We start from the raw sequence: 24,560 nt of genomic DNA, 5'->3' as shown, positions 1-24,560 counted from the left end.
AGGTGATGTCAGCCCTTCTCTTTGTTGGCGTTAGTGGCAAAAACGTATTGCTGTCCGGGCTCCAGGAGAGTGTCTTCCTCCATGAGTCGGAGAGTGTTGGTCTTGGCGTCATAGCCACCGTATTGACTGACCGTGACGGTTCCGGAGAGGTCGCCCTTGAAGTTCTCGACGACCTCGACGGACCACAGTGTCAGAGGGAACTTCGTCCGCGGAGCCGTAGTTTGCTCCTGCTTGGCGACCACCTTTCCGATGAATACGTCGTCGGCCCAGCCGGCCACCTTTCTGTCATCGGTGGCATCGAAGGCGAGGGCGGCGTGTCCTCGGGCGACGCTGAACTCGGGAGTGCTGGCGACGCTGCCGGTGATAGGAGCCATCGACAGACTTCTAACCGCACAACCCAGAAGGGCAGAGGTAATCACAGATGTCTGGATCTTCATCTTAACGGCCCTCCGCACCACAGGTGTTTGTAGTCGTAACTGTCCTGTGAGTCGATGCCCTTGAGAGAGGTGTAGCTCTGAACGTTCGACCACATAAGTTGCCCGCTGACGCTGTGGCCGAGCCCGAGAGCATGACCGAACTCATGGGCCGCGACGTTCTTTTGCCTTGTCACCGAGCTGGCGTCAAGACCCAACTCATTCATGTAAATCGAATCACCCAGGTCATAATACGCAAGGTAGCCGTCGTTGGCCGAGTAATCCTCCCAGTACAGATCGGCGATCGTGAACAGTGTGTCAGGGGTGATGTTGACACAGTTCAGCGGAACCCAGAGGTTCTGCGCGTACGATCGGGCGGTGTCATACTTGGTGTTGTCCACCCAGTCGATCTCGGGTCCGCTGCCTACGGCATCGGAACCGAGAAGATAGTGGACGGCGCTGGCGGACGCGGGAAATCCCGCAATGACTCCTGCGGCTATGCCTAACGCAGCGATTATCTGCGTCAGTCGCCATCGGATTGAAGATCGATGCATAAGCAAGATCATGAGATCTTGTTAATGCTAACGTCAATTAGCAACACTTGACATGTAAGTGATCATAAATGGGCGTTTCTTTGTCCTTGTCGATGGCCAAACTGCTTCATCGCCACTGGGGGATCGGAACGGATGGAGGGAGTGGAAAAGTGTTGGGAGTCGACCATGATTGCCGGCTATTGCAGCCCCGAAAATATCCGAAATAAATTATTGCGACACCTGGAATCGTTTGTTCGCATTCGGCCACGGTCCGCTCGCCGCTCGCGAACGGGGGTGCGGTCACCCGGCAGTGACCACGCCAGTGTCGAACAACCGCCAACGAGCGCTCGACACGGCCCAACATCCCCCGGCGACCTTCCAGTCACGAGTTCGCGCCGAAGTGGCCAATGATGTGGGAGCTTTTCGACCGGATGCAAAAGCGCTGTCGCCGGCTATGTCTCTGAGGCGGGAACGGCTGCCGCGGCGTTGGCGGCACGAGCGTCGCCTGTCCTGTGAGTCTGACCTCCGGTGAGACGTAGACCTGCGGAGATGGTGCAGTCCTGGCTCAGGGTCATTCGGCACGCCCGATGCCGATCTTGGGGTGGAGTCATTTTCGGCGAGGCGTTTCATTACAGAGTTCATAGGGGTGGAGGCGGGCCGCCTTCGGTGTCCCGCCGTGCGTCGTCGGGTGGGTCGTCGACCGTGCTACGGCTCTCCGGCCAGTCGCGGCCACGTCACGCATGCGCCGACTGCCCGCCATGTGGCAGCGAGTCGCTACACCGTCTCGCACGTCTCGTGGACTCGTTTCCGCGCCGTGACGGCCTCTGCGGCCAGGGCGATTCCCCACTGAAATAGAAAAGAATAATGTTCGGTTGGTGTTTTTTGCTGGAAGCTCGCCTCGTTTCGATGTTCGGTGAGGTAATCGAAAGGTAACGGCCGGAAATGTCGGGGCAGCGGAAACAGAGAGACGAGGGCGGATGCTGAACGAGGCGTTGACGGCACTGGCGGGTGCCGCAGGCACGGGCCTGGTGACGGCGATGACCACCGACGCGTGGACCGAGGTGAAGACGCGTTTTGGCAAGCTGCTGGGCCGAGGGGACTCCGAGCAGGAGGCCCGGCAGGAGATCCGGCTGGAGCGCAGTCGCCAAGAGGTGACCTCGGCCACCGCCGATCAGGTGGAGCAGGTCAGGGCCGCGCAGGAGGCGGCGTGGCGGACCCGGTTCGCTGATCTTCTGGAGGAGGAACCGGAGCGGGAGGCGCAGCTGCGGGCAGCGCTGGACTTTCTCGGCCAGAAGGTGCCCGTGGCCGCCTCCGGCGCGGTGCAGGTCAACGCCCAGGCGTTCGGCCAGGCCCAGCAGGCGGTGCAGGGCCAGGGGGTGCAGATCAACACCTTCGGCTCCCCCCGGTGACTGTGGTCAGGCCGGGGCAGGGGCGTGCCTCGATCCAGCCGGAGGCCACGCTCTGGACGAGCATCGGCACGACGGTCATCATGGTGGCGATTCCCGCGGGGACGCCGTGCCGCCTGGCCTGAATGACGCGCTAGCCGCCGTAGCGGAAGACGACATGGCCCTGGGGAACTCGCCAGTTGAAGCCCGCGGCCAGCGCCGAGCCGGTACCCGGAATGGCGACGATGTCCGACCACTCGAAGCCGCTCGAGGCGGGGGTGACGGTCTGGCGGGTCAGCTTCCCGCCGGTGTAGCGCAGGGAGTCGACGGACAGGGTGGTGTAGGCGTAGGGGTCCTGCCCGTCAGGCGTCGCGGTGATCGACTGCCGGTACGAAGCCGCGAGCACGCCGCCCCGGCCGTCGGAGGAGAGGTCTCTGAGGACGTCGCCGGGCAGGTGAATCTGATGCCATTTCGCGCCGTCCCAGTGCAGCAGGACGGCTCCCGGCTGGGACCAGTCGCCCTGCTGGAACCCCGCGGCGACCCAGACGTCCTTCGCCCCCGAGGTGACCAGCGCGTCGAGTCGGAGCTTCACGGGCCCGTACGCCGGGGCGGGGGCGGCGGGCACGGCTATCTCGGGCAGTCGTACCCTGCTCCAGGCCCGGCCGTTCCAGCGCATGACCGACGAGGGCCCGAAGCCCCAGATGTCGCCCGGCGACCGTACGCTGATCCCCTTCAGAGAGGCCGGGGCGGGCAGGCTCGTCCAGCGGCCGCTCTCGAAGCGCTTGAAGAACCCTCTTCCGGTTCGGTCGTCACGGCCCAGGATCCAGGTGTGCGTCGCGTCGAGAACGTCGAGGTCGGCGATCGTGGTACGGCCAGAGCCCATGAGCCGCCACCGGGTGCCGTCCCAGCGCGACAGCACCGACCGGGTGGCGGCTGAGACGTCACCCGTTCCCTGGGCGACGGCCGTTCCCGCGGTCCACACGTTGGCCGGGGAGGAGGCGTCGATCAGTGAGATCTCGCGGAGCGGGAACCCCGGGGGACCGGCGGGGTTCGCGGTCGTCGTCCACCTGCTCCCGTCCCAGTGCCTGATCAGGGGAGCCGTGAAGTACGAGCCGTTCCTCGGATCGAGCGTCCTGGTTCTGCGCGTGCCCGCGGCCCATGCGTCGGCGGTCCCGGTGGCGGCGAGGTCGCCGACGGACGAGTCGGCCCCGCCGCGCAGGCTCACCTGCCAGCCGGGCGCCGAATCGGCCGCGGTCGAAGGGGCTGGCGCGAGGCTGATGCCGACCGCCAGCATGAGGGGCAAGAGGATGCGATATCCGTCCACACTAGGGAGACGGTGTTCGCCGGTCTCCGGTTGCGCCTCCGAAGGTGAACAGTAGGCGGAGGAGATTACCGCGGGCGTGGTGGCGCCGTCCCTTTGATTCCCGGGTCAGGCGCGGACGGCTTGATCCCCGGGTCAGGCGCGGACGGCGCAGAGGAGGCGGTTGTCGCCGCGCTGCCACAGACAGCCGACCTCGGTGAATCCGGCGTCGAGGAGGGCGTCGACGTGCGTGGAGAGCAGGGGGGACTCCGAGCCGTGGTGGTCGGCGCCCGCGGTGGTGCGTGCGGTGTGGAGTTCGGCGAAGGCGGGGTCGGCGGCGACCGCTTCCCACCACTGCCGCCAGTCCTCGGGGCGGTGGCCGGCGAATCTGCGCTCGGTCTCCCGCTTCTGCACGGCGCGCTCGAGGTGGGCGATGACCGGGGTGGTGTCGTGGGTCTCCAGGTGGTCTCCGTTGAGGAGGAGCCCGCCTGGACGCAGCACGGTCGCCAGTTCCGCGTACATCTTCGGGAGATCCGGTCCGGAGATCCAGTGCAACGCGGTGGTGCTCACCGCGACGTCGGCGGGCCTGTCCAGGCCCAGGGAGCCGGTCCATCCGGGGGTGCGCAGGTCAAGGGAGACGAACGTGAGGTGAGGGTAGGCGGCCTGGCCGAGGCCGAGCAGCAGTGGGTCCGCGTCGGCCGAGACCACCGTCGCCCCGGGGAGCCGCTCCAGAAGGCGGGCGGACAACGAGCCCGGTCCGCAGCCGAGGTCGATGATCAACGGATCGGGGCGGCCCATCGCTTCGACGGCGTCGATCAACGCGGTGAAGCGCTCTTCGCGGTCGGGCAGATAGCCCTCCTGCTGGCGGTCCCAGCGTGCGATCCACGTGAGTGCGGCATCGTGGGTAAGCATGATGACCTCCTTGTGACTGTCGTTTAAGCTTTTGATAGTCACAAGCTAGAGCGTGAGGATGTAACTGGTCAAGTGGATTTCAACAGTCACGCCGATATGATCGTCCGAGTGGCGGTCGGCTTGGTCAACGAGCTGACCCCCGGGGAGAGGCGAGGCCGCCCCTTCCCGCCGCCGCGCGACCTCACCGCCGCCGCCACCGAGGGTCTGCGGGCCGGCTATCCGGGCCACCAGGAGGTCACCGAGAGCGAGGCCACTGAGTTCGCCGGGATCGCGGCGCGGCTGCGTGCGGTCTTCGACGCCGTCGCGACAGGAGACGTCGACGCGGCGGCTCTGCGGGTCAACAGGCTTCTCGAGGAGACCCGCGCGCGGCCGCTGCTCCAACGGCACGACGGAGAGCCGTGGCATCTGCACTTCCACGGCCCCGGTGGCGCCGTGGCCGGTGACTGGGCGGCGAGCTGCGCCACCGGGCTGGCGATCGTGCTGGGGAGCGAGTTCCACGACCGGCTCGGCGTGTGTACGGCGCCGCACTGTGACCGGGTTTACGTGGACGTTTCCCGCAACGGCACCCGCCGATTCTGCAGTACCGCATGCCAGAACCGCGTCAAGACCGCGGCCTTCCGCGCCAGGGGAAACCCCTAGTGAGGGTCGCGTCACAGGTCCTCGTATGGTGCCGTCGACGCCTCCGTGGTCGCGGTGGTTGAAGAGGGTGAGCTGACCGAGACGAACGCGTCGTGCGACAGGGGTGCTTTGGGACGCCATAGTCTTGGCCTATGCCAAAACGGGGTGAGGCGCAGTCGGGAGTCGTGTCGAAGGTCGCGCTTCTCGCTGCCACGGGAGTGGCAGCGGGCGCTCTGGTCGCGGGGCTCGCGCTACCGGCCGTGGGAGGCGCGGGCTTCGGTCTCATATCGGCGACCAACGAGGTGAACCTCGCACCCGAGGACCTGGTCGAGCCGCCTCCGGCGGAGGTCACGGTCGTGCAAGACGTCAAGGGCAACGAGATCGCGCGGTTCTACGAGCAGTACCGCGAGGTCGTCGGGCTCGACCAGATCGCCCCGATCATGAAGACGGCCATCGTCTCGATCGAGGACTACCGCTTCTACGAGCACGGTCCGATCGACGTCGAGGGCACCATCCGGGCGTTCGCCAGGAACCTGCAGGCCGGCGGGGTGGCCCAGGGCGGCTCCAGCATCACCCAGCAGTACGTCAAGCAGGTGCTGCTCAACTCCGCTGATACCGACGCCGAGCGGAACAAGGCGCTGGAGGCCAGCTACGCGCGCAAGCTCAAGGAGCTGCGCTACGCGATGGCGGTGGAGAAGAAGTACCCAAAGGACGAGATCCTCGGCAAGTATCTCAACATCGCCTACTTCGGCGCGGGCGCCTACGGTGTCGAGGCGGCGGCCAAGCGATTCTTCGGCGTCACGGCGGACGCGCTCACCTTGCCGCAGGCGGCGACGCTGGCGGGCGCCGTACAGAACCCCAACGCCACCGACCCCAACCTGGGCAGGAAGCAGCGTGAGCGGCTGCTGAACCGGCGCAACGTCGTGCTGGACCGGATGGCCGAGCTGGGCAAGATCACTCCGGATGAGGCGGCGAAGGCGAAGGCCACCGGGCTTGGGTACAAGGGCACGAAGCTGCCCGGCGGCTGTGAGTCCAGCAAGTATCCGTACTTCTGCATCTACGTTCGCAACGACATCCTGAAAAATCCTGACTTCGGGAAGACGGCCGCGGATCGTCTCAAGCTCCTCAACCGCGGCGGCCTGACGGTCAGGACCACGATCGACCCGGCCATGCAGGCGGCGGCGGACAAGGCGATCAGCAAGTGGGTCCACTCCTCCGACAACCCGGTGGCCTCCGAGGCGCTGGTCCAGCCGGGCACCGGGGCGATCAGGGCCATGGCGGCCAGTCGGCCGTACGGCCAGAATGCGGCCAAGCACGAGATGGCCTACAACCTCATCGCGGACGCCGCGCACGGCGGCGGCATCGGCTTCCAGGCCGGGTCCACCTTCAAGACCTTCACCCTGCTCACCGCCCTGAGTAAGGGCATGAAGGTCAACGACGGTTTCACCGTCGGCGCGGGTTACCGCGCGCCGGGCTACTCGACGTTCAAGAACTGCAAGAACGAGAACATCGGTGACCCGAACCACACCGTCACCAACGACGAGGGCTCTCCCGGCTGGCGGACTCTACAGACGGGCACGTGGGGTTCGGTGAACACGTTCTTCATGACGCTGGAGCAGCAGGTCGGGCTCTGCGACACGGTCAAGACCGCCAAGTCGCTGGGCATCCACCGCTCCGACGGGAACAAGCTCCAGGAGTACGAGACGTTCACGCTCGGCATCAACGAGATGGACCCGGTGACCGTGGCCAACGCCTACGCCGCGATCGCCGCCCGCGGCAAGTACTGCGCGCCGACGGCGATCGCCCAGATCACCGACCGCGACGGCAAGGCCACCACCTACAAGCCCAAATGCCGTCAGGCGCTCGACCCCGAGGTCGCCGACGCGGCGGCCAACGTCCTGTCCGGGGTGTTCACCAAGGGCACCATGCGGGCCGTCGGCGGCATCAGCCGTGACGCGGCGGGCAAGACCGGCACCACCGACAGCTACGCCACCGCCTGGTTCGCCGGATTCACCCCGGACCTGGCCGGCGCGGTCAGCATCGGTGACCCGCGCGGCTCGCAGAACCACAAGCTGACCGGCGTCACCATCGGCGGCCGCTATTACGGTGTGGTGGCCGGTGCCAGCATCCCGGGGCCCATCTGGAAGGACACGATGCTCGCGGCGCTGAAGAACGTCGACCCGACGTTGTTCACCCCGATGAACATGGCACGGTTCGGTGGCTGCGGCCAGGCCTGCCAGCCCGCGCCGCCTCCGTCGAATGACGGCGGCCCCGACCGGAACGCCGACGCCAACGGCACCAACGACGCCAACGGCACCAACGACGCCAACGGCACCAACGACGCCAACGGCACCGACGGAAACGACCCCGGCCCTCAGGACGACGCTCTCGGCCAGAACGACCACTGACACGGCGCCGGGAGGCGTCTGCGGGGACGATCGCTGCCGGTACGGCGACGCGATGGTCATCACGCGGTGCCCCGACGGCCATCGCGAAGACACAAGAGCCGGTGGGCCTGCCACGTCGTCGTGGTCGGCACCCGGAACCGTTTGTGCTGCTTGATCGCCTGATCAAGCAGCACCCCGTGGTCGTCGGCGCCCGGAGCCGCGAGGGCGCGTTCCACGGCGCGGCGTTCTCAGGGCAGAGGCCACGGGTCTACGCGGCGCCGTTGCGGATAAATTGTCGGCATCAAAGGCCGTATGGCTTCTATGATGCCCATCATGCGTTTCACTCCTATTCTTGTAGGTTGCACGCTTTTCTCACTCTTACTATCAGGTACGGCTAACGCCGCCTTTCATCCCATCAACGACTCCGTCCTGACCCAGAACAAGCTGTACCGCAGCGGCAAACTCAAACCGAGCGAGTGCCCGGAGCGGCGCATCAAACCGAACGACGTCCCTTCCGCGAAGCGGTACCTGACCTCGGTGATGAACTGTCTCAACGCCTCATGGGGCACTTATTTCAAGCGGGCCGGTCTGCCGTTCACCAAGGCCGAAATTGGATTCATCACCAAGCCGAAACGGTTCTGCGGGCAGCCGTGGGGGAAGGAGACCGCGGGGACCTACTGCGACGCTGAGCAGCGCTTCCTCGTCATCCTGGACGACGACACGCTCAGCGATCCCTCGGATCTCTATCTCTTTCAGGTGGCCGCCCACGAATACGGGCACCACATTCAGAACATCACCGGGATGGGCCGTGCGTTCGAGTACCACCCGTACAAGGGCAAGAGCGAGCTGAACGAGCAGATCCGCCGCAACGAACTGCAGGCCGAGTGCCTGGGAGGTGTTTTCACCGGCAGCGTCTGGAACTCCCTGGACCGTACGGAAGCGGACTGGGAGGAACTGCTGGACATCACGCGCGACAGCGGTGACGAGCACTCCAAGGTCCGCGACCACGGGAAGGGCCGTAACATCGCGGCCTGGCTCGACAAAGGTTTCCGCGCCACGTCACCGGCGGCGTGCAACACCTGGACGGCTCGGGCGCCCCAGGTGTCCTGACCTACCATGGGCAGCGGCCTGCATGACCTCTGACCGGCGGTTCCATGGATCGCCGGATCCGGGATCGCGCATCGACGAAGCTTGGCCTGCTCCCGTGTCCTCGCCTCTTCGTGACCGGTGACGCAGATCACAGGAACCCGCCGGCGGCGGCGGACAGGTAGCGGGTGTGGAACGAAAAACGCGTGCCCGGCTCCGAGCCGGTGACCCAGCCGCTTTCAGCGAGCTGTTCGACGAACACGCACAGGCGATCTACCGTTATGCCGCCCGGACCACGGGGGACTGGGCGGCGGCGGAAGACGTGGTTTCCCTGACCTTCCTGGAGGCCTGGCGGTTGCGCGGACGCCTGGAGCCGGAGGGGGACAGCGTGGTCCCGTGGCTTTTCGGTATCGCAACCAACGTGCTGCGCAACAAGACGCGCGCCACCCGGCGGCACAGAGCCGCGCTGTCTCGGATACCTCCCGGCGACCCGGTGCCCGACTTCGCCGATGAACTGGTCGGCCGGTTCGAGGACGCCCAGCGGGTCGAGGCCGCCCATACGGCGCTGGCCCAGCTGAGCAGCACCGACAGGGAGATCATCACGCTGTGTGTCTGGGCGGGGCTGGACTACGCGGGCACGGCCGAGGCGCTTGGGATTCCGGTGGGCACCGTGCGTTCCCGGCTGTCGCGGGCGAGGACCCGGCTGCGTGAACTCACCAAGACGACGATGCAGAAGACGATGCAGGGGGAAAACTGATGGACACCGAGATCGAGGATCTCGCTCGCATGCTTCCGGCGGGCGATCCCGAACTGTCGCCGATGCGGCACCGCCAGCTGAAGAGCCACTTCGAGCGGGAGATCGGCCGCTCCCGCACCCGGCCGCGGATCCGCCTGATCTCGCTACTGGCTCCGGCGGCCGCGGGAACGCTCGGGCTGCTCGTGGCCTTCCAGGTGCTTGGCGGGAGCAGCGACCCCAGCACCCCCATAGAGAAGATCGCGTATGTCCCGGCGCCGATCATCAAGGTGCAGGACGCGACCACCGATGACGTCGCCGCGACGCTGGAGCGGATCGCCGACGCCGCCGCGCGCGAACCGGCCGTCGCCATCCGCCCGGACCAGTACACCTACACCGAGAGCATGGTGACGAGTACACGGCCGATGGAACAGCGGACCTTCGACGGGCCCGTTGAGCTGATCGCCCTGCACAAACGGCAGACGTGGATTCCCCAGGACTCGTCGGAGCAGGGGCTCATCCGGGAGAGCGGGCGTGACATACCTCTGACCTTGGCCGGGGACGGCCTGACCTATGAGCAGATGGCCGCGCTGCCGACCGATCCCGCCGCGCTGCTGGAGTGGATCTACACCCGGCAGGGCGACCGGAGTCCCGCGCGCGCGTTCAGTCTGGTCCAGGGCCTGATGAGCGAGGTGATCGTGCCGCCGACGACCCGTGCCGCGTTCTACCGGGCGACGGCGCTCATTCCCGGCGTGCATGTGATCGCCTCCTCGGAGGATGCGATGGACCGCAAGGGGATGGCCGTGGCGTTCGACAGTGACGGGGAGCGCGTCGAGTGGGTCTTCGACAAGGACTCCCTCGCCTATCTCGGGACGCGTGACTACCTGATCGCCAGCTCCTCCCGCGGCAAGGCCGGGACCCTCCTGAGCAGCAGCGCCGTCGTGTCCCAGGCGGCCGCGGACGACCAGGGCTGACTCCGGTGAGACCTTCGTGATCGCGTCCGAGACGTGATGGGACATGGGTGAGACCGCTGCCCGCGGGGGTGGGCAGCGGCCTCACCCATTGGCCGTGCCGCCATTGAGACCCCTGCCGGCCGCCTGCCGCTGTCGAGAGCCGGGCCGGGTGCCTGCCGCTGTCGAGAGCCGGGCCGGGTGCCTGCCGCTGTTGAGACCCGGGTCGCCGTCATTCCCGCGGAGGACGTCCCGCCGCTGTCCGCTGCGACTGTCGTCGCATCTCGGTGACGGAAGTCGCAGTTCCCGATCGTCTTTCAGACGATGTGCTCGTGGCCGTACGTCACCAGGATCCTTCGTATGCAGAAATCCGTCCTTCGCGGCGCTCTGGCCGCCGCTGTCATGCTGCTCGCGTTCGCCGTCCCCGCCACGGCCGACGCCTCCGCTCCGCCGACTCCGACCCCTGCCCCGCCCATCCCGAACCTGTTCCTGCCCCGGCCGACCGGTCCGCATCCGGTGGGCATGACGCCCCTGCACCTGGTCGACGGCTCCCGCCCGGACCCCTGGGTGGCCGAGGAGACGTCACGTGAGCTCATGGTCTCGCTGTGGTACCCGTCACGCACGTCCCAGGGGCGGCGGGCGCCGTACATGACTCCTGAGGAATCGGCGCTGCTGCTGAAGGGGCAGGATCTTGGCGACCTGCCTCCGGACCTGCTGAGCAGGACGCGGACCAACGCGGTCGCCGACGCTCCGCCGGTCGGGCGCAGGCGCGGTCTTCCCCTCGTCGTGCTGTCGTCGGGGTTCGGGCTGCCCCGAAGCTCGCTGACGGCCCTGGCCGAGGACCTGGCGAGCAGGGGCTATGTCGTGGCGGGCATCGACCACACCCATGAGGTGGCCGGTACGACCTTCCCCGACGGGCACACCGCCACCTGCGTCCCCTGCGGGTCCGAGGGCAAGCCCGGCTTCGGGGAGAAGTCGACCAGGATCAGGGCGACGGACGTCTCCTTCGTGCTCGACCGGCTGACCGGATCGCGTCCGGCCTGGGAGCACGCCGACCTGATCGACTCGTCCAGGATCGCGATGGCGGGTCACTCCATCGGCGGCAACAGCGCCACCTGGACCATGCTCAACGATCCCCGGGTCGACGCGGGGGTCAACATGGACGGCACCTTCTGGATGCCGATCCCCGACAGCGGGCTCTCCCGGCCGTTCCTCCTGCTTGGCGCGGAGAATAGCCGTCCGGGAGGGGAGGACCCCACCTGGGAGCGCGACTGGCGGCACATGACCGGGTGGAAGCGCTGGCTCAGCGTCGACGGCGCGAACCACGGTTCCTTCACCGACCACCAGCTGCTCCTCGAGCAACTGAGCGGTACCGCGGGCACGTTCTCCGGTACCCGTGCGGTGGAGATCACCCGAAAGTACGTCGGCGCCTTCCTCGACCGCGCCCTCCGTGGACGCCCCCAGCCCCTGCTGGAGCGGTCCTCCCCCCGCTACCCGGAGGTCAGGTTCTGGAAGTGACCCCGCGGTGACCCCGGCCGCCGGGTTGCGCGGCCTCGGCCGAGCCACCCGTGCGGCCCCGCGGCGCGCCCGGCGGGCGCCGAGTCCGGGACCCGGTCAGGCCTTCGGGCTCGGCGTCCGCCGTGACCCCGCTCTGAGCTGGGAGGACGCGCGTCCTGAAAAATCTTGAAAAAAGATTGGGGTGATCTGTCGAATCGGTGTGGTCCCGTTCGAAGCGTGGTCAGAGGGCCGGGAGGAATCCGAGAACCGGCCCCGGACCCGCGAGGAGAAGGCCATGACCCAGCAGATGACGAGGATCGCGAACCCGGCGACCTGTGACCCGCGGACCGGCGTCACCAGGTCGCTCCTGGGCTACGGCGTCATCGCCGGACCGCTGTACGTCATGGTCTCCCTCGCCCAGGCACTGACCCGGGAGGGGTTCGACCTCTCCCGCCACGCGTGGAGCCTGCTCGCCAACGGAGGCCTCGGCTGGATCCAGATCGCCAACTTCGTGCTCGCCGGGCTGATGGTCGTCGTCTGCGCGACCGGCCTGCGCCGGGCACTCGGCACGGGGTACGGCGCGGCCTGGGCGCCCCGGCTCGTCGGCGGGTACGGGCTGTCCCTGGTCGGGGCGGGGATCTTCAGGGCGGACCCGGCGATGGGCTTTCCCGCAGGGACGCCGCAGGGCCCGGGGGAGGTCACCTGGCACGGGATGCTCCACTTCGCCTGCGGTGCCGTCGGCTTTCTCTGCGTGATCGCGGCCTGCTTCGTCATCGGCCGCCGGTTCGCGGTCGCGGGCCGTACGGGATGGGCCGTCTACTCCCGGCTCACCGGCACGCTGTTCCTCGCGGGCTTCGTCGCCGTCGCCACCGGGGCGGGCGCCGCCTGGGCCAACCTTGGCTTCGTCACCGGAGTCGTGATCGTCTGGGCCTGGCTCTCGGCCCTCTCGCTCCACCTCTACCGGCACGTCACGCCCGAGCACGTCTAGACCCGTCAGAGCACACCGTTCAGGAAACCAGATCGAGGGAGAAACGCGATGCGATACATGATCATCCTCAGGGTCACCGACCAGCCCGCGACCCCGCCGCCCGCCGAGCTGATGGAGGCCATCGCCAAGCTCGGGGAGGAGGCGACCAGGGCGGGTGCCCTGCTCGACACCGCGGGCCTGGCGCCGAGCGCCCAGGGGGCGCGGGTCGAGCTCACCGGCGGCAGGCTGAGCGTCACGGACGGTCCGTTCGCCGAGACGAAGGAGCTGATCAGCTATGCCCTCTACCAGGTCAGGTCGAAGGAGGAGGCCGTCGAATGGACCTCCCGCTTCCTGAGGCTCCACCGCGATCTCTGGGAGGGCTGGGAGGGTGAGGCCGACGTCCTGCGCGTCTTCGGTCCCGAGGACTTCGCCGCCCCCGCATAAGAGGTGAGATGGTTGGATCGGTGGTCATGATGGTTGCCGATCCTCATCGTGTGGTCGAGGCGGTCTGGCGGATCGAGTCCGCCCGGGTGATCGCGGGGCTCGCCAGGATGGTGCACGACGTCGGCCTCGCGGAGGAGCTGGCACAGGACGCCCTGGTCGCCGCGCTGGAGCAGTGGCCGACGTCAGGGGTGCCGGACAATCCCGGCGCATGGCTCATGCTCACCGCCAAGCACCGGGCGATCGACCTGCTGCGCCGCAGGACCCGGTACGAGCGCAAGCTCGAAGAGGTCGGCAGGGACATGGAGATCCGCCAGGCGTCGGCGGAGGCGGAGCTGGACGACGCCCTCGACAACCACATCGGCGACGACGTGCTGCGCCTGCTCTTCACGGCCTGCCACCCCGTGCTGTCCACGGAAGGGCGCCTGGCGCTGACCCTCCGCCTGCTCGGCGGCCTGACCACGGAGGAGATCGCGCGGGCCTTCCTCGTGCCCGAGCCGACTGTCGGTCAGCGGATCTTCCGGGCCAAGCGCACTCTCGCCGACAAACAGATCCGGATCGAGATGCCCGGGCCGGCCGAGCTGGCCGAGCGGCTCTCGTCCGTCCTCGAGGTGGTCTATCTCATCTTCAACGAGGGGTACTCGGCGACCGCGGGCGGTGACTGGATGCGCCCGTCGCTCTGCGAGGAGGCACTGCGCCTCGGCCGGATCACGGCGGCCCTCATGCCGGAGGAGCCCGAGGTGCACGGCCTCGTCGCCCTGATGGAGATCCAGGCCTCCCGCATCGGCGCGAGGACGGCCCCGGGAGGCGAGCCCGTCCTCCTCCTCGACCAGGACCGAGGGCTGTGGGACCGGCTGCTCATCCGCCGCGGCCTGGAGGCGCTCGGACGCGCCGAGGCCCTCGGCACGCTCGGTCCGTACGGCCTGCAGGCCGCGATCGCCGCCTGCCACGCCCGCGCGCCGTCCGCAGGGGACACCGACTGGGAGCGGATGGCCGCCCTCTACCGGGTGCTGGCCCACGTCGCCCCTTCCCCCGTCGTGGAGCTGAACCGCGCGGTCGCGGTCGGCATGGCCCACAGCCCGGCACGCGGCCTGGAGATCGTGGACGGGCTCGTCGCGGAGCGCGCGCTCAGGGACTATCCGCAGCTGCCCGCCGTACGGGGGGATCTGCTGGAGAAGCTGGGGCGCCTCGACGAGGCGCGCGAGGAGTTCGAGCGCGCCGCCGCGCTCACCCGCAACGAGCGCGAGCGGACCGTCTTCCTCGCCCGCGTGGCCGCCATCCGCGAGGCGGGTGCGTGACCTTCCCGGGAGGGGCGGCTGCGACGCTTTGACCGGATCCACGGAGCCGCCCGGGCGGGCGTAACGGTGACGGGCGCCGTGCCGCGCGTTGTCCGGGCTACGCCCTGCGGTACCAGGTGACGGTGGCGCCGTTGCCGAAGGAGCGGGTCCTGGCCGGGATGAAGAGCGTGGGGCCGAACGCTCCGGTGAAGGCGGAGACGCCGGAACCCGCGACCACGGGGTAGCTCTTGACGATCAGCTCGTCGATCTCCGGGAGCAGGGCGCCCGCGAGCTTCCCGCCTCCGCACAGCCAGATGTCCGCGCCGTCCTCCTGCTTCAGCGCGCGCACCAGCCCGGCGGGGTCGCCGGTGACCAGTTCGACCTCGGGGTCGGGGATCTCGGGGATCGTGGTCGAGACGACATACTGCCTCAGGTGCCCGTACGGGCTGGTGACGCCGACGTCGAGCGCGGGCTGATAGGTGCCGCGGCCCATCAGCACCGTGTCGAAGCTCCTGTTCGGCGCGTCGAGGCCGATCCGCGCGCGGACGTGGGTCGGGAGGGTCTCCGGATACTCAGCGGTCATCCATGCCGCCATGTCGTCCGACTCGGGGTAGAAGTCGAACTCGCCGCCGGGACCCGCGATGTAACCGTCGATGCTGACGGCGACGTAGTAGACGAGCTTTCGCATAAGTCACTCCGTTTGCAGTACTCTGTTTGTAGTGGCCTGAAACGTAGTACTACAATCGGAGTGGTGTCAACCGAGATGCGACAGAACCAGGCGAGGCGGGCCGCGCTGCTCGACGCCGCCATCGACGTGCTGGCCCGTGAAGGGGCGCGGGGCCTGACCTTCCGCGCCGTCGACGCCCAGGCGGAGGTGCCGGGCGGTACGGCGTCCAACTATTTCGCCAACCGGGACGACCTGCTCACCCAGGCGGGCGCGCGCATCTATGAGCGCTTGGAGCCGGACGCCGCGACCCTGGCCAGGAGCCTGGAGGGTCCTCGCGACCGTGAACGGGTGACCCAGCTCATGCACGAGCTGGTCGACCGGATCAGCACCTACCGCACCGGCTATCTCGCCCTGCTCGAACTGCGTCTCGAGGCGACCCGCAGGCCCGGGCTGCGCGCCGTGCTCACCCCGAGGATCAGGGCGGACATCGACGCCAACGTCGACTACCACCTGCGCTCTGGGCTGCCGGGCGACGCCACGGCGGTCATGCTCCTCTACCTGGCCATGAACTGGCTGATCGTGGAGCAGCTCACGCTGCCCGAGGTGTTCACCCAGGAGCAGCTGCGTGACCTGGTCGAGCGCGCGGTCGAGCGCCTCATCCCGGAATCGGACCGATCGGGCGCGGGGTGAGCGGGCGCGGGCAGGGGGCGTTCGCGACGGCGTGCGCGCCGTGGCGACGACCGCCGTCCCCCGTGCTCCGTTGAACGACGGGACGACGATCGCCGTGTATGGGGCGGGCGCGAGGAGCGTCGGGGCACCCGGCGCCGCCTGGGATCGTGGGTGCCCGAGCGGAGCTCAGCGCCGCCCGTGGTACTGCCTGGGCAGCCTGAACCCCCGTTCCCCCATGATCCGCCGCAGCCGGTCGGGGTAGTCGGTGATCAGGCCGTCGACGCCGTCGTCGATCAACTTGTCGATGGTCGGCTCATCGTCCACGGTCCACGGGATCACCTTGATGCCGAGGGCGTGGGCCTGGTCGGTCATCTCCCTGGTCACGTACGGCTGGTAGCCCGGGTCGGTCACCTTGCCGTCCTGAGGGAAGCCGTGCACCGGTGAGAACGCGTCCGCGCCGAAGGAGTCGATCGCCCTGAGCGGGTCGCCGCCGAAGTCGTCGATGTCGATCCCGCCGAGCCAGGGCGAGGCCCCGGGTTGTCCGGTCTGCAGGAAATCCCTGTTGGTCAGCGCCACGATCGGCAGCCGGGGCTCGAGCTGCCGCACCCGCATCAGGGAACCCCAGTCGAAGCTCTGGATCGTGACCTGCCGCCACATCCGCGCCCGCCTGATCTCCGCCAGCGTGACCTGGACGAACTGCTCACGCGGCGCCGTCTCCTGTGGGGCTCCCGCCTCGACCTTGGTCTCGACGTTGAGCGTGACGTCGTTCGCCCGGTAGCTCTTGACGAGGTCGAAGACCTCGCGCAGCGTGGCCATCGGCGCGCCGGGCGACGGGTGCTGACCGGGGAACTCCGGCAGTGTCAGCGAGCCGCAGTCCATGGTCCTGATCTGGGCCAGCGTCAGGGTGTTGACGTACTTGCCGACGTAGGGGAACTCGGGGTCGCCGGGGAAGGCGGGCGCGGTGTCGCGGCACTTCCTGTCGCTGATCCGCCGATCGTGGGTGACGACGGCCGCGCCGTCCTCGGTGATCTGGACGTCGAGCTCCAGGGTGCTGACCCCGATCTCCAGCGCGTTGGCGAAACCGAGGAGCGAGCTCTCAACCACCAGGCCGAGGCCGCCGCGGTGGGCCTGGAGGTCGAAGGTACGGCGGTGCCCGCCGCGGGCGTCGTCCGCCCACGCCGTTCCGGTGAGCGATGTCATCACCGCTCCACAGACCAGGGCGGCCGCGACCGTGCGCCTCATCCTCATACGCGTCAGTCCCCTTCCTCCGCTCGTGTGCGCCTACCCGACACCATCGGAGGCCGGGGCGGCGGGCGGGCGTCCTGCGGCCGAGCGCGGGGCGAATGGTTGGAGACGCTTGGAATCTCTCGTGCGCCTCAGGCGGCGAACGGGCAGACCGGGCGGCGGAAACCGGAGGAAAAATCTTCGCGCACGATGCGATCGCGGCGGGAAGGGTGTTCGTGGCGATGACGAAGGTGTTTCCGGCTTCGACGCCCGCCGACTGCACCGACGGCCTCACCGGCGCCTGCTGGGCGGCATCCTGAGGCGTATCTGGATCCCGTGATCAGAGCCGCCATGTCCGTGCTGGTAGGACCGGTCACGCCCGCCCGCGGGGCAGGAGGAGGGCGGCGAGTACGGCGCCCGCCAAAACGACGGCGGCGTTCGCGGCCGTCGCGGTCGCGACCGCGTCCAGGACGGTCACGCCCTGACCGGCCATCCTGGCGGTGACGACGGCGCTCATGACGGGGATGCCCATGGTGATGCCGACCTGCTGTGTCATGGTCGCCAGGCCGGTGGCCAGGCCCTGCTCCTCGTCAGGCAGGCCCCCGGTAGCCGTGATCATGAAGGCGACGATGGCGACCATGTTGCCGACGCCGCCGACGAAGGTGGCGACCAGGAGCAGGGGGAGCCAGCCGCGGTCGTCGCCGAGGGCGACCAGGGCGAGGGTGGCCGTGGCCTGGATCGCGAAGCCCGTCACCAGTGAGACGCGGGTGCCGAGACGGCCGACGACGCGGGCACCGGCGACGCCGCCGACGACGGTGCCCGCGCCAAGGACCCCGAAGGCCAGGCCGGTGGCCAGCGCGGAGTAGCCCAGCACCTTCTGCAGGTAGAGGGTCATGAGAAACACCAGCGAGGTCTCGGTGAGGAAGGCGATCAGCCCGGCCAGGTTGCCCCAGACGACCGTCGGGCGCCTGAGGATCCGCACCGGCACCAGGGGAGCCGCCGCGCGGGTTTCGACGAACCAGAACGCCACGAGCATGACCGCGCCGAGGGCCAGTGAGCCGAGAGCCACGGGGGAGGTCCAGCCGCGTTCTCCCGCGGCGGTCAGGCCGTAGACCAGGGCGAGCAGGCCGACGGTCACGGTGACGGCGCCGGGCGCGTCCAGCCTGGCCCGCCGCGCCGGACGCGACTCCGCGATCAGGAAGGGGGCCGCGACCAGTACGGCCAGCGCGACCGGGACGTTGACGAAGAAGGCCCAGCGCCAGCTCAGCAGGTCGGTCAGGAGGCCGCCGAGAATGGCGCCGGAGGTGAACCCGGCCGACATCAGGGCGCCGTTGAGCCCCAGTGCCCTGGCCCGCAGCGGTCCCTCGGGGAAGGACGTGGTCAACAGGGCCAGCCCCGCCGGGGTGACCGCCGCGGTGGCGAGCCCCTGGGCCACGCGGGCCGCGAGCAGCACGGAGGGCGAGGTGGCCAGGCCACCGGCCAGCGAGGAAAGGCCCAGGAGCGCCATGCCCGCGAGGAACAGGCGGCGGCGCCCGAACAGGTCGGCGACACGGCCGAACAGCAGGGTGAACCCGGCGGCGGACAGGGCGAACGCGGTGACGATCCACTGCAGGTGCGCCAGGGAGAACCCCAGACCCCCGCCGATCACGGGCAGGGCGACGCCCAGGATGGAGAAGTCGACGGCCAGCGTGAACTGCGCGCCGAGCAGGAGCACCAGGAGCAGCCGCTGCCGTCCTGTCATCCGCACCGGGGCCGGTGCGGGCCGTACGTGGTCGAGGGTCGTCATGTCGGAAGGTCCTTTCCTGGGCGGAGCGCGGCAGAGAGTCCTGAACCGGCACGTCCAAGAGGAAGTACGCCCGTCTGGGCGGGAACGTCGGAAGGGGGTGAGGGGGTACGGAAGGAAGCCTGTGCCCGGTGGCAAGACCTGCCCAGCCCTCCGCCTCGCGTACGCTCGCGGTTCCTACCACCGGCAGGGACAGGCAGCCGCCCGCTCCGTCGGGCAGACTCGTCCTCATGGACACACCTGCGGAGCTGGGAGATTTCCTGCGCACCCGGCGTGCCCGGCTGCGGCCGGAGGACGTCGGTCTGGTCGGCTACGGCGCTCGCCGTCGCGTCCCCGGCCTGCGCCGCGAGGAGCTGGCCCAGCTCGCCGGGGTGAGCGTGGCCTACTACACACGCCTCGAGCAGGGGCAGAGCGGGAACGCCTCAGAGGGCGTGCTCGACGCGATCGCCCGCGCGCTGCGGCTTGACGAGGACGAGCACGCCCACCTGCGCGACCTCGCCAGGCCGAGGAGCCGCGACCGCCGCCAGGCGCCGCGCGCCGAGCACGCCAGGCCCGGCCTCCGGCAGCTCGTCGCCGCCGTCGAGGGCGTGCCCGCCGTCGCCCTCGACCGGCGCGGCGACGTGCTCGTCTGGAACCCCGCGGCCCACGCGCTGCTCGCGGGACACCTCGATCCCGGAAGCCCCGAACGTCCCGCCGACCGCCCCAACCTGTCACGGATGCTCTTCCTGGATCCGCACACGCGGGAGCTGTACGCCAGGTGGGAGGAGGAGGCGAAGCGGTCGGTCGCATCCCTGCGCCTGCTCGCGGGTCGTCACTCCGACGACAGGAGGCTGGCCGAGCTGGTCGGGGAGCTGACGATGAAGAGCGCGGAGTTCGCCGCCCTGTGGTCGCGCCATCCGGTGCACAACTGCGCCTCCGGCACGAAGCACTTCCACCACCCGCTGGTCGGGCCGATGGAGCTGTCCTTCGAGATGATGCAAATGCCCGACGGCTCTGGGCAGCGGATGCTGATGTACAGCGCGGAGCCCGGCTCGCCCTCCGAGGCGGCGCTGCGGCTGCTGAGGGGTTTCGCCGTACGGCACGGCGCGGAGCATTCACATGGCGCGGGGCTTTCGCGTGACGTGGGGCATTCGCACGGCGCGGGGCTTCCGGCCGGACCGGTGGCGAAATACCCTGCACCGCATGATTGAGGTGCAGCTGCGCGGCTGGAGTCCCGGTGACGTGGAGGTCGTGATCGCCGCGTTCGAGTCACCGGACATGGCGGAGCAGGCGGCGCGGCCGATCGACACTCACAGGGCGGCGCTGGAGTGGATGGGGACGTGGGGCTTCAGGGACGACGCGCACGCGTTCGCGGTGCTGGTCGGCGGCCAGGTCGTGGGGAACGTCGCGGTGAGCAACATCGACTCGCACGACACCGGCTGGGTGTCCTACTGGACGGTGTCGCACGCCAGGGGCAGGGGAGTCGCGGTGGCCGCCGTCACGAAGCTGGCGAGCTGGGCGTTCAGGGAACGAGGTCTGTTCCGTCTCGAACTGGGGCACCGGCTGAACAATCAGGCCTCATGCACGGTGGCCACGAGGGCGGGATTCCTGTCCGAGGGCGTCGAACGGGCCAAGCTGAACCAGGGGGGCGTCCGGCACGATGTGGAGCGGCACGCACGCCTGGCCACCGACTGACCTGGTCCCCGGCCACCGGCTGACCTGCCCCTGGTCGGTCCCGCTGATCCGCCTCCCGGCCGATTCGACGACGCGTATCCGGCCGTGCGCCGATCGTCGTCGGCACTGGACACCCGAAATCCCATTTTTCCTAGCGAAAAAAGGAAATTTCCCGAAAAAGTAATATCGCCACCTGTTTCGAGTTTACTGACATCCGCAATGGTGGTGCGCTCCGAACACCCATGGTTAAAGCAGCGAAACCCTGGCGCTGCGGCCAGGGAGGGGTCACCGGATCGAGGACAGCTCGCCGGTGCTGACCGGGCCCGTGCCGCCGCCGTGCGATGCCGTTGAGGATCTCGCTCACGGCATGGACAAAGCGGTCATCGCACCCATAACAGATGAATGGTGGCTGGGGAGATGGGGTGCTCTTATTTGTGGAACGTGGAGTTTCGTCATAACGGGAACCCCTACCGTCTGGAACACGTCCACATTGGCGAGGGGGGAGGCGATCCAAGGTGGACATCGCGCAACTGATCGGACTCGAGGCGAAACTCGCGTCACAGACGGCGTTGGCTCGCGGCGGCGAGCTGGAGGAGGCGGGTGCGGTCCAGCTGGTCCGGTTCAGCCCGCTGTTGATCACCGCGGAGGTGGACGACGCGGCCACGTGCGTGCGGTTCCAGCTCGTCGACGGAGACCTGCGCTGGTACTGCACCTGTGACGAGGGCAGGAATGGGGCCTTCTGCGCCCACTGCGTGGCGACGGCCAGGTCGGTCGGCAGGAGGATGGGCCAGTCCGCGGTCGGGGGAGCGGCTCGCTCGCCCGGCAACGGCGCGACCCGGTCGCCGGACGGTGACGGTGCGGTTCGGTCGCCGGAGGGCGACGGCGCGCTCCGGTCGTCCGGCGGAGGGGATGCCGCTCAGCCGTCCGGCAGCAGGACCGAGAGGAACGACTCCCCGGGGGTGTCGTCGGCGACGGCGTCGGCGAGCACGGCCCGGATCGCCTCGTAGGCCGCGGGGTCTGCGTCCCGCAGCACCGACGGCCGCGACCAGATCAGCAGGTGCTCTCCCGCGGGCAGCCACGCCAGGTCGGTCAGGCAGTCGTAGAGGGCGTCGAGGTTGTGCCCGAAGTAGTCGGGGAAGGAGAGCGCCTCGGCGATCGCCGTCATCGCCTCCGCCGAGGTGGTGATCTCCGAGCCGTCGATCCGGTGCGTGAAGGCCGTGCCGCGTGCCGTCTCCACCGTCTCCGTGACTCCCGGGACCTCGGGGACCTCGGTGACCCTCGTGATCCTCGCGGTCTCCGAGACCTCCGTGATCTCGGGAGCACGCGCCACCCCCGCGCCCCCGGAGGCACGCAGGGCATGCAGGGTTTCCAGGGCCTGTGAGCCCTCCTCGAACGTTCCCCTGGGCACGCCGGTCACCTCCGCACATCGACGATGACGAACGACCGGTAGTGGTCACCGGTGTAGTAGAGCTCCTCGGTCCCGCCGCCGCTGATCAGCCGCCGTGCCCCCCGGTCGCGGCTGCCCGGGGTCGGGACGGTGTACTCGTGGTAGTACCCCCGCTCCCTGGCGGGCAGGCGGCGCTCCCTGTTCTGGAACACCACGCCGTCGCGCGAGTAGGGGAAGGGGCCGCCGCTCACGATGAGCCGCCAGGTGGCGCCCGCCTCAGGGGGAAGCGCGGACAGCGCCTTGATCGGCAGCGTGCCCGCCGCCTCCGGCTTGGGGCGTGCCGTGGCCGGGCGCCCGGTCGGTGAGACCCGGTCTTTAGCGCCTTGTCCCGCGGTCGCCGTGGGGGAGGAGGTCCTGGCCCGTGCCGCCTGCTCGGCGGGTGCGCATCCGGCCAGCAGCATCATGGTCGACAGTGCCGCAGCCGAGACGAGTGCGGCGATTCCCCGATATGTCACCTGGCCAAGCTACCCGTGAGCACATCAGGGAAAACGACGGGGGACGTGTGATCAACGGCAAGAATTGGACAGACATTGTCTAGTTGTCAGACAATGTGGGCATGAAGTTCGCCGTCATCGGAGCCGCCGTGCTCTGGGGGACCGCGGGCACCGTGGGACTGCTCGCCGCGGGGGTCGACCCGGTCTCCCTCGCCGCCGCCCGCCTGGTGCTCGGAGGCCTGGTGCTCGTGGTCGCCGCGCGCCGGGTCCTGCCCCTGCTGCCCCGCCGGAGCATGCTGCCGCTCGCCGCGGTCGCCGTGGCCGCCTACCAGCTCTGCTTCTTCGCCGCGGTCAGCAGGACCGGCGTGGCCGTCGGCACGGTGGTCGCCATCGGCAGCGGTCCCGTCTTCACCGGCCTGCTGTCCTGGCTGCTTGACGGGCGGGTGCCGACCCGGCGCTGGGCGGGGGCGACCGCGGTCGCCGTCGCGGGCTGCGCCGTACTGACCGGTGGGGGAGGCCAGGTGCGTCTCGACGGTGTCCTGCTCGCGCTGCTCGGCGGCCTGCTCTACGCCTTCTACGCGGTGACGGCCGCCAGGGTGATCGGCACGGGGGCCCCCTCCGACGCGGTGATGGCCGCGATGTTCGGCGGGGCCGCCGTCCTGATGTTCCCCGTCCTGCTGTGGACGGGCACCGCCTGGCTGGCCGAGCCGCGTGGCCTGCTCACCGCCCTCTACCTCGGCTGCGTCGCGACCGCGCTGGCCTACATCCTGTACGGCAGGGGCCTGCGCACGACCCCCGTCGCGACCGCGGCGACCCTCGCCCTGGCCGAACCCGCGGTCGCCGCGCTGCTCGGCGTCGTCGTGCTCGGTGAGCGGCTCACGCTCATCTCGGCCTGCGGGCTGCTGATGCTCGGCGCGAGCCTGGTCGTGGTCGCCCTCCCTGAGCGTCGCGTCGCGGCGTTAGGGTCATCGGCGTGACCATCCCGCTCCGTCCCGTCTCCGCCGTGAACGCCCTCGCCGACGCCCTGCGCGGACGGGTGCTCTCCGGCGAGATATCCCCGGGCACCGCGCTCCCCGAGCAGGAGTTGTCCGCCCTGTACGGCGTCGCGAGGCCGACGGTCAGGGAGGCGCTGGCCGTACTCGTGCACGAGGGGCTGCTCAGGCGCGAACGCCACCGCAGCGCGCAGGTGGCGGAGGTGACCGTGACCGACCTGGCGGACCTGATGTTCGTCAGGCGTCCTCTGGAGGACCTGATGGCGACCACGCTCGCGGGCCGGCGGGTCGAGGAGGCGGACACGGCGTTGGCGAGGATGGCCGCGCTGCCCGGCGACGCCCCCTGGTCCGACGTGGTCGCCGAGCACATGGCGCTGCACCAGGCGCTGATCGTGGCGGTCGGCAGCCCCCGCCTCGAGCGGCTCTACGCCACGCTGGCCGCCGAGACCCGTCTCGGCCTGGTACGGCTGCGCACCGTCTACACCGACAGGGAGGTCCTGGTCACCGAGCACCGGGACCTGCTCGACGCGATCGGCGGCGGGTCGGCCGAGGAGGCCAGACGGGCCGTCGCCGCGCACCTCGACCACGGCTGGGGCGAGTGAGGCCCGACGATCGCCCGAGGGTGACCTCGGGGATGCATCGAGTGCCGACTTGCCCGCTTCTCTTGCACCAGATGCCGTGAAGTCGTCACAATCGCGGCCATGCACGGCAATTCAGTGCCGGACTCCTATGTGTACGTCACCGAAGAAGGCGTGACCCGTCACTACGCGGACGGTAGCGTCGACGCCCTCGCGTGGGAGGACGTCGTCGAGGTGCGGGTGGAGGGCGACACGAGCTCGGATTCCGACATTCTGTACATCCTGCTCGATCGGGGCGGTCAGGGTTGTGTGGTGCCCAAATCGGCGACGGACACCACCTTCCTCACCCGGCTCCGCTACCTGCCGGATTTCGATGTCGAGCGTCTCGGTGAGGCGGTTGAGGCCATCGGCGACGGCTATGTCGTCGTCTGGCGCAGCCCCGAGCCGCCTGCCCCGATGCCGGATCTCGAGTACGACTGACGGGCGACAGCCCGGCCTGTCCGGGCCGGGCAAAGCGGCAAACCTACACGTATGGACCGTTCCGTCAAGATGTTCCCTCTGTACCTGTTCGGCCAGTAGTGGACAGTAGGGCAGTATTCCCCTGCCGAAAGATG

27 protein-coding genes are annotated in these 24,560 nt (G+C 69.1%); 18 read left to right on the top strand and 9 right to left on the bottom strand.

Going from position 1 to position 24,560, the window contains the following annotated elements:
- Positions 1 to 8: 8 nt before the first annotated feature.
- Together AB0395_RS23865 and AB0395_RS23860 are read right to left on the bottom strand one after the other, a co-directional pair.
- Complete coding sequence (locus AB0395_RS23865) at positions 9 to 437, bottom strand: hypothetical protein (protein WP_366283854.1); 429 nt, start codon at positions 435 to 437, stop codon at positions 9 to 11.
- Complete coding sequence (locus tag AB0395_RS23860) at positions 434 to 979, bottom strand: matrixin family metalloprotease (protein ID WP_366283852.1); 546 nt, start codon at positions 977 to 979, stop codon at positions 434 to 436. The genes AB0395_RS23865 and AB0395_RS23860 overlap by 4 nt, the downstream gene beginning before the upstream one ends.
- 944 nt (positions 980 to 1,923) lie before the next feature.
- Between AB0395_RS23860 and AB0395_RS23855 the strand changes: the two genes are divergently transcribed.
- Positions 1,924 to 2,355: a hypothetical protein gene (locus AB0395_RS23855; RefSeq protein WP_366283849.1), complete on the top strand. Its 432-nt coding sequence runs from the start codon at positions 1,924 to 1,926 to the stop codon at positions 2,353 to 2,355.
- Positions 2,352 to 2,477, top strand: a complete 126-nt coding sequence (locus AB0395_RS23850; protein WP_366283847.1) for a hypothetical protein — start codon at positions 2,352 to 2,354, stop codon at positions 2,475 to 2,477. The genes AB0395_RS23855 and AB0395_RS23850 overlap by 4 nt, the downstream gene beginning before the upstream one ends.
- 8 nt (positions 2,478 to 2,485) lie before the next feature.
- Here AB0395_RS23850 and AB0395_RS23845 read toward each other — a convergent pair whose 3' ends face one another.
- Together AB0395_RS23845 and AB0395_RS23840 are read right to left on the bottom strand one after the other, a co-directional pair.
- The gene (locus AB0395_RS23845) at positions 2,486 to 3,634 is read right to left on the bottom strand and encodes a hypothetical protein (RefSeq protein WP_366283844.1); all 1,149 of its coding nucleotides are present in this window, start codon (positions 3,632 to 3,634) and stop codon (positions 2,486 to 2,488) included.
- Positions 3,635 to 3,787: 153 nt separating this feature from the next.
- Positions 3,788 to 4,543, bottom strand: coding sequence for a class I SAM-dependent methyltransferase (locus AB0395_RS23840; RefSeq protein WP_366283841.1), 756 nt, complete (start codon positions 4,541 to 4,543; stop codon positions 3,788 to 3,790).
- A gap of 108 nt (positions 4,544 to 4,651) precedes the next feature.
- Between AB0395_RS23840 and AB0395_RS23835 the strand changes: the two genes are divergently transcribed.
- The 9 genes from AB0395_RS23835 to AB0395_RS23795 all read left to right on the top strand — a co-directional run bounded on the left by AB0395_RS23835 (position 4,652) and on the right by AB0395_RS23795 (position 14,520).
- Complete coding sequence (locus tag AB0395_RS23835) at positions 4,652 to 5,182, top strand: CGNR zinc finger domain-containing protein (protein WP_366283838.1); 531 nt, start codon at positions 4,652 to 4,654, stop codon at positions 5,180 to 5,182.
- A 131-nt stretch (positions 5,183 to 5,313) separates the two neighbouring features.
- Positions 5,314 to 7,569: a transglycosylase domain-containing protein gene (locus AB0395_RS23830; protein WP_366283835.1), complete on the top strand. Its 2,256-nt coding sequence runs from the start codon at positions 5,314 to 5,316 to the stop codon at positions 7,567 to 7,569.
- Between the two features lie 312 nt (positions 7,570 to 7,881).
- Positions 7,882 to 8,658 carry a neutral zinc metallopeptidase gene (locus tag AB0395_RS23825; RefSeq protein WP_366283833.1) on the top strand — a complete coding sequence of 259 codons (777 nt, stop codon included), beginning with the start codon at positions 7,882 to 7,884 and terminating at the stop codon, positions 8,656 to 8,658.
- Positions 8,659 to 8,824: 166 nt separating this feature from the next.
- Positions 8,825 to 9,391, top strand: coding sequence for an RNA polymerase sigma factor (locus AB0395_RS23820; RefSeq protein ID WP_366283830.1), 567 nt, complete (start codon positions 8,825 to 8,827; stop codon positions 9,389 to 9,391).
- The gene (locus AB0395_RS23815) at positions 9,391 to 10,341 is read left to right on the top strand and encodes a CU044_5270 family protein (RefSeq protein ID WP_366283828.1); all 951 of its coding nucleotides are present in this window, start codon (positions 9,391 to 9,393) and stop codon (positions 10,339 to 10,341) included. The genes AB0395_RS23820 and AB0395_RS23815 overlap by 1 nt, the downstream gene beginning before the upstream one ends.
- A gap of 336 nt (positions 10,342 to 10,677) precedes the next feature.
- Positions 10,678 to 11,835, top strand: coding sequence for an alpha/beta hydrolase (locus AB0395_RS23810; protein ID WP_366283825.1), 1,158 nt, complete (start codon positions 10,678 to 10,680; stop codon positions 11,833 to 11,835).
- A gap of 274 nt (positions 11,836 to 12,109) precedes the next feature.
- A complete protein-coding gene (locus AB0395_RS23805) occupies positions 12,110 to 12,802 on the top strand; it encodes a DUF998 domain-containing protein (protein ID WP_366283822.1) in 693 nt (230 codons plus the stop codon).
- Between the two features lie 48 nt (positions 12,803 to 12,850).
- Complete coding sequence (locus tag AB0395_RS23800) at positions 12,851 to 13,225, top strand: YciI family protein (RefSeq protein ID WP_366283819.1); 375 nt, start codon at positions 12,851 to 12,853, stop codon at positions 13,223 to 13,225.
- A gap of 29 nt (positions 13,226 to 13,254) precedes the next feature.
- Positions 13,255 to 14,520 carry an RNA polymerase sigma factor gene (locus tag AB0395_RS23795; RefSeq protein WP_366283984.1) on the top strand — a complete coding sequence of 422 codons (1,266 nt, stop codon included), beginning with the start codon at positions 13,255 to 13,257 and terminating at the stop codon, positions 14,518 to 14,520.
- A gap of 97 nt (positions 14,521 to 14,617) precedes the next feature.
- On the opposite strand, the gene AB0395_RS23790 is transcribed toward AB0395_RS23795, so the two are convergent.
- Entirely contained in the window at positions 14,618 to 15,187 is a 570-nt protein-coding gene (locus AB0395_RS23790) for a dihydrofolate reductase family protein (RefSeq protein ID WP_366283817.1), read from the bottom strand.
- Positions 15,188 to 15,262: 75 nt separating this feature from the next.
- On the opposite strand from AB0395_RS23790, the gene AB0395_RS23785 reads away from it, so the two are divergent.
- Complete coding sequence (locus AB0395_RS23785; protein WP_366283981.1) at positions 15,263 to 15,856, top strand: TetR family transcriptional regulator; 594 nt, start codon at positions 15,263 to 15,265, stop codon at positions 15,854 to 15,856.
- Between the two features lie 165 nt (positions 15,857 to 16,021).
- Here AB0395_RS23785 and AB0395_RS23780 read toward each other — a convergent pair whose 3' ends face one another.
- Positions 16,022 to 17,035: a glycerophosphodiester phosphodiesterase family protein gene (locus AB0395_RS23780; RefSeq protein ID WP_366283815.1), complete on the bottom strand. Its 1,014-nt coding sequence runs from the start codon at positions 17,033 to 17,035 to the stop codon at positions 16,022 to 16,024.
- A gap of 397 nt (positions 17,036 to 17,432) precedes the next feature.
- Positions 17,433 to 18,845 carry an MFS transporter gene (locus AB0395_RS23775; RefSeq protein ID WP_366283812.1) on the bottom strand — a complete coding sequence of 471 codons (1,413 nt, stop codon included), beginning with the start codon at positions 18,843 to 18,845 and terminating at the stop codon, positions 17,433 to 17,435.
- A 227-nt stretch (positions 18,846 to 19,072) separates the two neighbouring features.
- On the opposite strand from AB0395_RS23775, the gene AB0395_RS23770 reads away from it, so the two are divergent.
- The 3 genes from AB0395_RS23770 to AB0395_RS23760 all read left to right on the top strand — a co-directional run bounded on the left by AB0395_RS23770 (position 19,073) and on the right by AB0395_RS23760 (position 21,502).
- Positions 19,073 to 20,032 carry a helix-turn-helix transcriptional regulator gene (locus AB0395_RS23770; RefSeq protein WP_366283809.1) on the top strand — a complete coding sequence of 320 codons (960 nt, stop codon included), beginning with the start codon at positions 19,073 to 19,075 and terminating at the stop codon, positions 20,030 to 20,032.
- Positions 20,025 to 20,516, top strand: coding sequence for a GNAT family protein (locus AB0395_RS23765; protein ID WP_366283806.1), 492 nt, complete (start codon positions 20,025 to 20,027; stop codon positions 20,514 to 20,516). Before AB0395_RS23770 ends, AB0395_RS23765 begins: the two co-directional genes overlap by 8 nt.
- A 494-nt stretch (positions 20,517 to 21,010) precedes the next feature.
- Positions 21,011 to 21,502 (top strand): hypothetical protein, encoded by a 492-nt coding sequence (locus AB0395_RS23760; protein ID WP_366283803.1) that lies wholly within the window; start codon positions 21,011 to 21,013, stop codon positions 21,500 to 21,502.
- On the opposite strand, the gene AB0395_RS23755 is transcribed toward AB0395_RS23760, so the two are convergent.
- Together AB0395_RS23755 and AB0395_RS23750 are read right to left on the bottom strand one after the other, a co-directional pair.
- On the bottom strand, positions 21,412 to 21,903 hold the full coding sequence (locus AB0395_RS23755; RefSeq protein ID WP_366283800.1) for a barstar family protein: 492 nt from the start codon (positions 21,901 to 21,903) through the stop codon (positions 21,412 to 21,414). The two genes, AB0395_RS23760 and AB0395_RS23755, sit on opposite strands and share 91 nt — an antisense overlap.
- 5 nt (positions 21,904 to 21,908) lie before the next feature.
- The gene (locus AB0395_RS23750; protein ID WP_366283796.1) at positions 21,909 to 22,397 is read right to left on the bottom strand and encodes a ribonuclease domain-containing protein; all 489 of its coding nucleotides are present in this window, start codon (positions 22,395 to 22,397) and stop codon (positions 21,909 to 21,911) included.
- Between the two features lie 101 nt (positions 22,398 to 22,498).
- Between AB0395_RS23750 and AB0395_RS23745 the strand changes: the two genes are divergently transcribed.
- The 3 genes from AB0395_RS23745 (at position 22,499) to AB0395_RS23735 (ending at position 24,426) form a co-directional block, all read left to right on the top strand.
- Positions 22,499 to 23,353: an EamA family transporter gene (locus AB0395_RS23745; protein ID WP_366283793.1), complete on the top strand. Its 855-nt coding sequence runs from the start codon at positions 22,499 to 22,501 to the stop codon at positions 23,351 to 23,353.
- Positions 23,350 to 23,970, top strand: coding sequence for a GntR family transcriptional regulator (locus tag AB0395_RS23740; protein ID WP_366283791.1), 621 nt, complete (start codon positions 23,350 to 23,352; stop codon positions 23,968 to 23,970). The genes AB0395_RS23745 and AB0395_RS23740 overlap by 4 nt, the downstream gene beginning before the upstream one ends.
- 99 nt (positions 23,971 to 24,069) lie before the next feature.
- The gene (locus tag AB0395_RS23735; protein ID WP_366283788.1) at positions 24,070 to 24,426 is read left to right on the top strand and encodes a hypothetical protein; all 357 of its coding nucleotides are present in this window, start codon (positions 24,070 to 24,072) and stop codon (positions 24,424 to 24,426) included.
- Positions 24,427 to 24,560 lie beyond the last annotated feature (134 nt).

Source organism: Streptosporangium sp. NPDC051023 (genome assembly GCF_040689595.1).
Taxonomy (GTDB): Bacteria; Actinomycetota; Actinomycetes; order Streptosporangiales; family Streptosporangiaceae; genus Streptosporangium.
This window is presented reverse-complemented; position numbering and strand designations above follow the sequence as displayed.